Genomic DNA, 10,244 nt, shown 5'->3' on the forward strand with positions numbered 1-10,244 from the left:
GTGCACGTGAAGGAACTCAAAAGCGAAAAGATTTTCGATCTTCCACTCACCCATTTTGCCAAGATCACTTACAACAATGGTTCTACAGCTAACGTCCATCTTCGTGGTGGAGATATCTATCAGATCAATCAAGTGGTCTTTGAATCTGTAGAGATGACAGAAGCTTTAGAGTCCCTTCGGAATCTTCTCACGATAAACCACTGATTCATCATTACTAACCCACCGGCCGCCCAAATGAACATAAAGCCAAAGAGCTTTGTTCGCGACAGCGGCTCTCCGAAAATAACGGCTCCACTCAAAAATTGAAAGCTTGGGGAAAGAAACTGAAAAAAGCCCATCATGTAAAACGGAAGTCGTTGGGCCGCTTCGGTAAAGAATATGAGCGGCAATCCCGTCACAATCCCTCCGCCCACCAAAAGCATTAGCGTCGGATAAAATGAATCCCCCCACTGGAATGGCGCAGATCCAGACAACGGCTCCAAAAATAGCAAGAGAGCGATGGTCAGCGGGAGAAGTATCATCGACTCGTACTGGTTGGATTCCAATGCGGGAACCGTAACTACTTTTTTGGTAAGACCGTAGAGAGAGAAAGATCCAGCTAAAAACAAAGCCAGCCACGGAATCTCTCCCTGACTCACCGAAATGATCATCACCCCAACTACGGCCAACCCGGTCGCTAGCTTCTGAGATAAGTTTAAAACTTCTCCTAAAATAAAAACACCCACCAAAATATTGAGAATGGGATTGATAAAATATCCCAAGCTACTTTCTAAAATGCGATTGTTATTCACCGCATAGATATAGACAAACCAGTTGGCCATGAGAAACAAAGAACCAATCGAAAGACGTACTAAGTGAGTTCTATTTTCGGGCCAGAATAAGGTGAATTTCCTTTTCTTATAAATAAGGATCGAGCAGTAGAATAGAAATGCCCACACGACGCGATGACAAAGAATTTCTAGCGGAGGTACATGCTTGATCAGTTTCCAGTAGATCGGGAAAAATCCCCAACAAGAATAGGCAGCAATTGCGTAGAAGTAGCCCAAACGGTGGGTCATAAACGTGTAATACCTTATTTGTAACAAAAATCGGAAAGTTTGATTTTTTCGTGAATGCGGTTGTTCTTATCACAAACTATTGCGCCTTCAAAGCTTTCCGAAGTTTTATCTGCATCCCATACAAAGTGAGAAAAGCGAAGAACATTACCACTTTCAATCCTGACGTCATCCAGATTGGACCCACAGGTATTGATCTCTAATTTTTTCGTTTTAGACTTAAATCCTTTGGCACAGTTCATCGTAACGACGACAGCGTAAGGTTTACTGACGGGCTCAGCCTCTAGGCGTTCCACAAGTTTCACCTCCACGGTTCCTAGATGAGCTTTCCGAAGCTGCGCCTTAGGCAGTGCCGCCTGGACATAAGCCGTAAACAGTAACAGTGCAAGTACGATGATCTTCATACTCCCAATCATAAAGGCGGGCTTATATTTTATAAAGTTGATAATTATTTACACTGCCTTAATCTAGTGACTATGACATCCTTAAATAAAACTCCTCGGGCGCGCCTCCTAAAATTATTTATATTCGCACTTCTCATGCCATCGTTCGCACTTGCAAAATTTGACAAAAGTGAACTGCAGAATTTAATGGACACCTACGTCAATCAGGTCTCGAGAGCTTCTTTTTCAAATATTCCGCACACCGACGAGTTCAGAGCGATGTTAGATATCGACAAAGAAAAATTCAAAGAATGCGCAAAGGCTGTCTGTAAAGTCAAATTTGTTAAAGAGCCTACCGCAATCAATATGGGCGGCGAAGAAACTATTCGTATGAATGTTCAAGTTCTCAAGGGAAAAAAAATCATTGGGCCACCTGACTCTTGTTACTTTGCCATTCGCGAAGATAAAAAAATGAAACTCGATAGCTTTGCTACAGACTGCGATCAGTAGTCGTTGCATTGAGCCAGGGCGGACCTTCCCCCAACTCTAGATCAGGATCTCGGCCCAAGCTTATAAGACGTTCGCGCTCTAAAGGTAGAAACATCAACTGGTCGGCTAAAGCTAAATCATCATCGCTTTCTGGGGCAGAAACACATAAACTCTCTGGAGTGTAGGCAAAGGGATTACAAATCGCTATTTTCATTCCACTTGTATCACCCATACGCTCTAACCACTCAACGAGCTTAAGAGGTCTCGCGGGCTCCACAGCAGGATCGATGATGTACTTCTCATTGTCGACTCTAACGATGGGTGCCACATGAAACCACCAACCGACATAACCATATTCGCTGTTATCGGTCTTCACCATGAGGTCACCAAAAACAAAAATTTTGCTGACCGGCTCCGACGTCCACTTGATCAGATTGTCATTCATGAGAGAGGCCCGGGCATAACATCCATCATCTGGGAACATCCAAGATTCTCGGCGGAGCGAATCCTCTTTTTCTGGATCGTTAATAAACCGCTCATCTCTTAATCTCTTGAAGCGGCTTTCTAATTCTTCATAAGACGCCCAGGGCGTGACTTTCACAAACGATGCTTTGTCTATGTTTTTTGCAACATTCACTACCGTGTCTTGAGAGGCAAATCCTTGAGTCTCGCGAAGTTTGTTTTTAAGCCCATCAATTTTAGAGCTCGATCTTTCGCCGAACGGGCGAGCCGCAGAAAGAGTTTGTCCAAATGCGTTCAAGCTCAAAATACTTATAAACAAATGTAGGATAAGAATTTTCATACGATGCCCCCATACGGTTGCTCACGGTTTGCCATCAAATTGATTGATAATCAACTCTTGTTCGGATATTTTTGGCCATGCTTTTTCTGACTCAAACTTTCGTGGCCTTGGTGGGAATTCAACATTTGATTTTTATGGTTCTCGAAATGTTTTTTTGGGACCATCCTATAGGTCGAAAAATTTTTAAGACCTCCGTTCCATTTTCTTCAGAATCCCGAGCTCTCGCCGCGAATCAAGGGCTTTATAATGGCTTCCTCGCCGCTGGTTGCTTCTGGTCTCTTCTCGCCAATGAATCTCTTACATTTCCTCTGATGTTTTTCTTTCTCAGCTGTATCTTTGTTGCAGGAATTTTTGGAGCACTGACCGTGTCACGTGCGATTCTCTTTGTGCAGGCAGCTCCTGCTTTTATCGGATTAATACTTATTTTCCTGGTTCGAGGCCCCCTATGACTCATCTTTTCGATCATCTTCATCCCTACGAGAACATCATCTGGGATTGGAACGGAACGCTCCTCAACGACGTGGAATATGCTGTGGGGAAAATTAATTCTCTTTTAGCTCCTCGCCAACTTCCAACCCTCGATGTGCAGAGTTACCGAGAACGGTTTTGCTTTCCGATCCGAAAATACTACGACACTTTGGGCTTTAATTTCGAAAGTGAGACGTTCGAACAAGTCGCCTTCGAATTTGTTGATTCTTTTATGCGAGACTACAAATCCTGCGAGCTTTTTCCAGAATCACGACATTGGCTTGAGCACGTCAAATCTTCTGGACGATCCCAATCCATTCTGTCCGCCACAGATCAGGACAGCTTAAACCAGATGATGGAGCACTATGGACTCTTACCGCTCCTCGACCACATCTACGGGATTGGTGATAAATTTGCCGCCACCAAAGTGCATCGCGGTAAAGAGTTAATGGAAAAGACAAATATGGAGCCCCGTAAGACTCTTCTTATTGGGGATACCGATCACGATTTAGAGGTGGGCCAAGCCATGGGCGTCGACGTACTTTTAGTGACCCACGGCCACCAGTGCGTTAAAAAGCTCCAAAGTTTACACCATTTCACCTACTCTCCTCACCGCACTCCGACGTCCAGAGGCAAATAACCACCACTTGGTACCCCGCGAGATGGGCCAAACCTTTACTTTCTCAAGGGAAACACCATAATTTGAGTGTGATGGAGGCATTTCAATGCAAATGTTAAAACGTATCTTCCTTTTTGGTTTAATTAACATATTAATCATAGCGACGATCTCTGTCGTTATGAATATCTTTGGGGTTCGCCCTTACCTCGAGCAAAATGGTATCAACTACACCAGCCTACTTATTTTCTGTACGATCTGGGGCTTTGGCGGCGCCTTTATATCCCTCGCACTTTCACGAGTGATGGCGAAAGCGATGATGGGTGTAAAGTTGATTGATGCCAATGATCCCAATGCGGATCATCGTATGTTGGTTCAGCGTATTTATGGTTTTGCCAAACAAGCGGGACTCCAAACGATGCCAGAAGTGGGAATTTACGAATCTCCCGAGGTCAACGCATTCGCGACCGGACCGACGAAGAATCGTTCGCTGGTCGCAGTGTCTCGAGGCCTTTTAAATTCGATGAATCAAACCGAAACCGATGGGGTTTTAGCTCACGAGGTCTCTCACATCGCTAATGGCGATATGGTCACGATGACTTTGCTTCAAGGCTTAATTAACGTTTTTGTCATGTTCTTTGCGCGCATCATCGCTTTTGGCGTGAGCCAAACGGTGGATGAAAACAAACGGTACATGGTGAACTTTGGAGTGATATTGGTTTGCGAAATTCTCCTTGGTCTTTTAGGTCTGATGGTCCTCGCGGCGTTCTCTCGTTATCGCGAGTTCCGTGCCGACGCTGGTAGCGCGCGATTGGCAGGAACGCATGCGATGGTGTCGTCCCTTCAAGCTCTGCAAAGAACCATGCAACGAACTCTGCCGCACAACCGCGCGGAAGAGTCCCCGGCCATCGCGAGTCTCAAAATTTCTGGGAAAGCGGGAGGTTTATTAAGTTTATTTTCGACCCATCCCTCTTTGGAAAAGCGCATCGAGGCTTTGCAGAAACGCCAGTATGTCTAATTTTAGGGGCGAGATTCTCTCGCCTCTATGATCTGAATAAACTTCAGTGCCGACCTCAAATCGACATGAAATCTCTTCGCTAACATCTCATCTCCCGTGTTGATATAAGTCCTCCTCGGGGGTTCGGGGTGCTTCAACTTACATTTATTTTTTTAATTTTAAGCTCATCGGTTTCTTTTGGGCTTCCGCGCCTTATCGATTTTTCAACGGATACATCTTACAATCGTAAAAGTTTATTCGTGGACGGTATAGAGTATCCCGCTCTCTCTTATATCCAAAATCCGGTGCCCTACAATGAGGAGTTCACCTTTGACCAACTTACCGAATTGATCGCCGAGAAAAAATTAAATACTATCGAAAGCGTCATTTCCCACCTGCCCGATTACATGCTCAATCATAACTACATTGTGATGTATCGAAGTCGGAGTTTGCAGAAAGCCTCCATACAAGCACCACGAATCATTACCTTCACGCCAACGGCGCGCTTGATCTTATCTTTTAATGGAGGAAGTCCCGCAAAGGGCGGTCAAGCGATTGAGGTCATTCGTTTTGATGACAGAACTCGCCGATTCGAATTTCGCGAAATTACCTTTAGCAAGAGCTTGGGAAATCCCACCGTCTCGGAACCTAATCCGAAAAAATGTTTAGGCTGCCATCAATCTCCGTCGCGGACCAACATCGACATGCGACCCAACTGGGAGCCCTACAATATTTGGCCAGGCGCTATCGGCAGCAATAATGGGATTGTTACAAGTCCACTCAAAAATGATGGCGGTGTAAAGGCGGTCGCACGTCCTCACGATTCTGTTTTTTTAGAAGAACAACTTTTTGAGAAGGATATTCTTGATCACTTTCTCCAAAAAGTTGCACCAAATAATCCTCGGTACTCATCTCTCGGAATTTTAAACCCAAAAACTCCAACTCATTTCACTCAAGTGATTGCTGTCCTTAATTTTCAACGAGTGGTTCGTCTCATGGCCGAGGAGACTCCTCTATGGGAAGCGCAAAAAGAAATCTACGAGATGCTCGGGCGATGCCATTACTCTTATGATTTGAAGGACGAGAGTTTCTCGCGCCTTTTAGAAAATCACCGCCTGTCGACTCCTGCAGGTCGATACATCAGCTCGGGAGCCTTCGGTGAAGAAAAGATCAGTCAACGTATCACCTGGCTTTTTGAAAGTTTAGGGGTTGATACGTCAGACTGGTCCATGGATTTTGGAACCACCGGTCGCTTTGCATTTATGGAGCGATTCGGCGTTCCCCATCATACGCACATGGCTTACCAAGCTGCGTGGACCAAATCGTTCCCCGAAAGTGAACTCAGTTGCCAAGACCTCGCGGAAATTGCAAAGCCCAAGTTACAAAAGCTGTTCATAAACAAACCGACTTGGACATCGTCAAGCCCATTGCAGTTAGAAATCTCGGCACCGACACTCCTTAAACAATGCTCAAGCTGTCACTCAGATGGCGTTACGGCGCCGCTGATTCCCTTTAATGATCCTCAAAAGCTAAAGATCGTACTCCATTCGCCCTCTAAAAAACAAAAACTGTTGGACGAAATTTTGGAGCGCACCGGGGATATGGCTGATATCGACAATCAAATGCCTCCCAACCGCCGACTCCATTTTGAAGAGCGCGAAGCTCTTAAGAAATACTTAGAGGCCCTCTAAGGCGACTGCGATAGGCAATTCACCTCTTTTGTTAAAAACGAGGGGTGGAAAAGTTCCCCACGATCTGGTCAAAGTGCATTATTTTTCTACTGATCGTGGTGCCATTCCTGCAATACCCAGTAAGTGGAGGATCTATGTATCAGAACAAAGAAGATATTAGTAAACTTGCGGAACTGTTAAAAGACGCCAAGTTCGTAATGTTAACAACTCTTGACGAAGAAGGAGCTCTCAGAAGCCGACCCATGACCTTTCAAGAAATGGAATTCGATGGCGATCTCTGGTTCTTTACTTCGAAGTCCACCACGCAAGCCGAAGACATTACCCGAAGAAACCAGGTCAATATTTCATTATCACAGCCCGAAAAATCAGTTTATCTCTCCCTCACCGGAACCGCCGAACTTGTTGACGACAAAGCGAAAGCCAAAGAGCTTTGGAAACCGACATTAAAAGCTTGGTTTCCCAAAGGTCTACGAGATCCCGATATGACCCTGATAAGGGTAAGCGTTCAAAGTGCGGAACTGTGGCAATCCCCTTCCTCGCAGCTCGTCCAAGCCTTTGCTTTTGCGAAAGCCATTCTTACGGGAAATAGAGCCCATAGAGAACTTGGAACACAGGAGCATATCGAAATTAGTCGTTAGAGATTGGAGCAGGACCAATGTCGAGAACAAATTTGGTCCGGCTAGACTGCACCTCTATTTTTCCGCGAAAAAACCGATGATATTCTAGGTCCTCAGTTCAATTTCAGGATTAGGAGCAGCGAATGTCACTCAACAGTAAACAAGTTAAAATCAAAGAAAAATTACATCTAGTTACAAAAGATCTTAAGGCCGAAAAAATCACTTATCGCACAGAGTGGTTAGGCTTTATTCCCTTTGGGGTCTATTCGCACGTGGAGTGCGCAGGCAAAGATATTTCTAAAGAACTTCCCTCAGAGTGGGAGCTTGCCGATTTTATTGCACTTGAAAAGGCCGGGCATTTGCAAAAATTGGAGGAATGGCGAAATCCCCAGGATGAACATGATAGTAAAATTGTCTTTCAGCTAAAAGCATCGTAAATTATAACCCATGATCTTTTATATTAATGGTCCTTCGAGCAGCGGCAAGTCGGCCGTTGCTCTCGAACTGCAAACAGTTATCCGGTCTCCGGTGCTTTATTTTTCCACTGACAAAGTGATCTATTCTCTTTCCCCCTCGATAATTAATGCAATCCAAGGAAAAGGAAAGTACGAGGTTTCCGTAGACTGGAATTCTCTCTTCCAAGGTTATTTTGATTGCGTTGCCGCACTTTCAAACTCGAAAAATATCGTGATTGCGGATTGTCCAATTTATACCGAAGGCACGTTTAAGATTTATCAACAGAGTCTAGAAAAAATTAAAAATAAGATTGTCGTAGGGCTCAAGTGCCCTCTAGAGGTTCTTCAAGAGCGCGAGTCTCACCGATCCGATCGAGACAAGGGTCTGGCAGAGATGCAATACAAAGATATTCATACATTCCTCAAATACGATCTTATGGTGGACAGCCACGCGCACTCACCTGCCGAGATTGTCCAGATCATTCTCAACATGGACGCTTCACCATTAAAAGCTTAGCTTCGAAAGCTGTCAGTTTCTTATTGTCATTGGCCAGGCAATAGGTGACAACAGAAGTCGGATGAAACTTGAATCCTGGCTCTCACAAGGGCCATACACATTAGCATTATGCAGTAGTTTTTTTGGTTATTATTCCCATTGTGGAGTTGCTACTGCCCTCTACCAAACGGGTTTCCCACCTAGCAAATTGAGTGGCTCTAGTGCCGGAGCCCTCGTCGGCGGAGCCTTAGCCTCTGGCATGTCCCCAGATCAATTCAAAGAACTCGCGTTCTCCATTGAAAAAAAAGATTTTTGGGACCCTCACTTAGGGCTGGGGTTACTTCGAGGAAATAAATTTTTAAATTTAATTCAGGAACACTTAGTCCCCACATTCGAAAAAACACACAAACCACTTGAAGTGGCTGTGTTCGATCTGTTCTCATTTAAAACTCGCTTCATAAATCAAGGTGAGCTTCCAGCAGCCGTCGTCGCTTCCTGTGCTGTTCCGGGGTTATTTCATCCCCGCCGATTAGGCCGACGAATTTATTATGACGGGGGAATTTTTAATAAGTCGGGAACAAATCCTATCCACAAGCATGAGAGAGTCCTCAATATTTTTTTTGGATCTTCAGGCGTTACTTTTCACCCTCAACACTTTACCCTTTATTATAAGAATATTCCCCGGGTGAGCTTTAATAATCTGGGGGATGGAAAAAAGGCTTACAGCGAGCTTTTGGAACGAACGCAACAAGCGATGAATCGATTTTTTATTGATCAGATGATTCAAGCCTAGGGGACCCTATTGAAAGCCTCGATTAAAACTTTTGGATTCTCTATCGCCTCCCTCTTGGTCTTGAGCCTGGTGCTTTTTGTTTTTAAAAAGCCAATTGTCGCGGCGGCTCTGTCCACTTATTTTTCGAGCAAAAAGATCCCTGTTCGCTTTTCGTTGGATGAGATCTCTTTAAATGCAATCAAGTTCTCCCAACTTCGGATCGGAAACAGCAGTGACATTCCTCTCATCCACGTGACCTATAACAATCCCATCTTCGGATTTGCCCTCAACTCCATAGAAGTCTCGGCGGACCACCTCGACATCCCTGAGCTCTTCGAGATTTCCCAAAGGTTTTCCACAGATTCGACGAAAAACTCAAAATCTGATTTTGTTGATTTTAATCAATACTGCAAGTCCTACCTAAATACGGCGATAGCTCTTTCAGTTAAAAACTTAACGTGGCAGAAGGCAACTCTCCCCTTGAATCTCAGTTTCAAGCACATTTCCAAAGAGAATCATTTCAGCCTTCAATTCTCAGGGGAAACTTTAAAGCCTCAGTCTTTTCCCTCGGTTTCGCTGGAAACCTCAAAACTCAAAGGTGATATCGAATTGAATTGTGGCGACAACCTTCAAGTGATTTTGCACCAATTAGAGCTTCATTTAGCTCATCTTCAATCAAAAACTCCAAGAGTAAATATCCCAAGACTCTTTTTAAATACGAGTCATGGCGTGATGAGCTTATCGAACGATAATTCTTTTGATACAACGTTATCGCTCCAGTTCGATGTAAAATTAGAGCTGGGTACAACAAAGACATCAGCGACGATAAAAGAATTGAAGATGATCGCCCGCGGCCACCTCGATGATTTGTCCAAAACAAATCTAACACTGACGACGAGTCAAAGTACACTTCACGTTCCCGAGGAAATAAGCCTTCAGAAGTTTTCTTTTAATATTTGGGCCGACGATGAAACTCCCCCAAAGGGCGATTATTTGGTTTCGGGGGTGAGGATAAAAAACGAATCTTCGAACACATTGCTTCAGGGGCTCAGCAGTCGCGGGCAATTTAAACTCGGGAAGAACTATCATTCAGCAAGATTCACGATCACAGACAAGACAGGAATTGTCTCTTTCAAGGATATCGACCTTAAATACTTTTCGCAACAAGACCGATTTCATCTTAAGTTTCCTAATAATAAAGTCAAAATAGAGTTAAGTCCGAAAATTACAGAATTTATTCCCCTCACAAAAAATATCATAAATACCGCTTTCGGCTCCATGGAACTCACCGGTGAGATCGAGGGAAATTCCGGGGGTCTCCACGGACCATTACATCTCCGGGGAGAGAAATTATATTTGAATACCGAATACGGTCAGTTTCGGAATATCAATTTTTTTCAGAC

The 10,244-nt window shown here is 44.3% G+C and carries 13 protein-coding genes; 10 read left to right on the forward strand and 3 right to left on the reverse strand.

The annotated features are described in order from the left end of the window. Positions 1 to 128 precede the first annotated feature (128 nt). Positions 129 to 1,058, reverse strand: a complete 930-nt coding sequence (gene rarD, locus K2Q26_11250; GenBank protein MBY0316089.1) for an EamA family transporter RarD — start codon at positions 1,056 to 1,058, stop codon at positions 129 to 131. A 14-nt stretch (positions 1,059 to 1,072) separates the two neighbouring features. Beyond that, complete coding sequence (locus K2Q26_11255; GenBank protein MBY0316090.1) at positions 1,073 to 1,459, reverse strand: hypothetical protein; 387 nt, start codon at positions 1,457 to 1,459, stop codon at positions 1,073 to 1,075. A 72-nt stretch (positions 1,460 to 1,531) separates the two neighbouring features. Between K2Q26_11255 and K2Q26_11260 the strand changes: the two genes are divergently transcribed. After that, positions 1,532 to 1,948: a hypothetical protein gene (locus K2Q26_11260; GenBank protein MBY0316091.1), complete on the forward strand. Its 417-nt coding sequence runs from the start codon at positions 1,532 to 1,534 to the stop codon at positions 1,946 to 1,948. Here the strand turns inward: K2Q26_11260 and K2Q26_11265 are convergent. Then, entirely contained in the window at positions 1,929 to 2,729 is an 801-nt protein-coding gene (locus K2Q26_11265) for a hypothetical protein (protein ID MBY0316092.1), read from the reverse strand. The two genes, K2Q26_11260 and K2Q26_11265, sit on opposite strands and share 20 nt — an antisense overlap. Positions 2,730 to 2,806: 77 nt before the next feature. On the opposite strand from K2Q26_11265, the gene K2Q26_11270 reads away from it, so the two are divergent. From K2Q26_11270 to K2Q26_11310, 9 genes are all read left to right on the forward strand, one after another. Then, positions 2,807 to 3,178 carry a DUF1304 domain-containing protein gene (locus K2Q26_11270; protein MBY0316093.1) on the forward strand — a complete coding sequence of 124 codons (372 nt, stop codon included), beginning with the start codon at positions 2,807 to 2,809 and terminating at the stop codon, positions 3,176 to 3,178. Next, complete coding sequence (locus K2Q26_11275) at positions 3,175 to 3,837, forward strand: HAD hydrolase-like protein (protein MBY0316094.1); 663 nt, start codon at positions 3,175 to 3,177, stop codon at positions 3,835 to 3,837. The genes K2Q26_11270 and K2Q26_11275 overlap by 4 nt, the downstream gene beginning before the upstream one ends. Positions 3,838 to 3,928: 91 nt before the next feature. Next, on the forward strand, positions 3,929 to 4,831 hold the full coding sequence (gene htpX, locus K2Q26_11280; protein ID MBY0316095.1) for a protease HtpX: 903 nt from the start codon (positions 3,929 to 3,931) through the stop codon (positions 4,829 to 4,831). Between the two features lie 128 nt (positions 4,832 to 4,959). Next, on the forward strand, positions 4,960 to 6,501 hold the full coding sequence (locus tag K2Q26_11285; GenBank protein MBY0316096.1) for a hypothetical protein: 1,542 nt from the start codon (positions 4,960 to 4,962) through the stop codon (positions 6,499 to 6,501). A 134-nt stretch (positions 6,502 to 6,635) separates the two neighbouring features. Continuing rightward, entirely contained in the window at positions 6,636 to 7,139 is a 504-nt protein-coding gene (locus K2Q26_11290) for a pyridoxamine 5'-phosphate oxidase family protein (protein MBY0316097.1), read from the forward strand. 122 nt (positions 7,140 to 7,261) lie between these two features. Beyond that, a complete protein-coding gene (locus tag K2Q26_11295; GenBank protein ID MBY0316098.1) occupies positions 7,262 to 7,555 on the forward strand; it encodes a hypothetical protein in 294 nt (97 codons plus the stop codon). Positions 7,556 to 7,565: 10 nt separating this feature from the next. Continuing rightward, the gene (locus K2Q26_11300; GenBank protein ID MBY0316099.1) at positions 7,566 to 8,090 is read left to right on the forward strand and encodes a chloramphenicol phosphotransferase CPT family protein; all 525 of its coding nucleotides are present in this window, start codon (positions 7,566 to 7,568) and stop codon (positions 8,088 to 8,090) included. A 61-nt stretch (positions 8,091 to 8,151) separates the two neighbouring features. Beyond that, positions 8,152 to 8,862, forward strand: a complete 711-nt coding sequence (locus K2Q26_11305; GenBank protein MBY0316100.1) for a patatin-like phospholipase family protein — start codon at positions 8,152 to 8,154, stop codon at positions 8,860 to 8,862. A gap of 9 nt (positions 8,863 to 8,871) precedes the next feature. After that, positions 8,872 to 10,244: hypothetical protein (locus tag K2Q26_11310; GenBank protein ID MBY0316101.1), on the forward strand; the 1,373-nt coding region annotated here is incomplete at its 3' end.

The sequence above is a fragment of the Bdellovibrionales bacterium genome, from assembly GCA_019750295.1.
Classification (GTDB): Bacteria; Bdellovibrionota; Bdellovibrionia; order Bdellovibrionales; family JAGQZY01; genus JAIEOS01.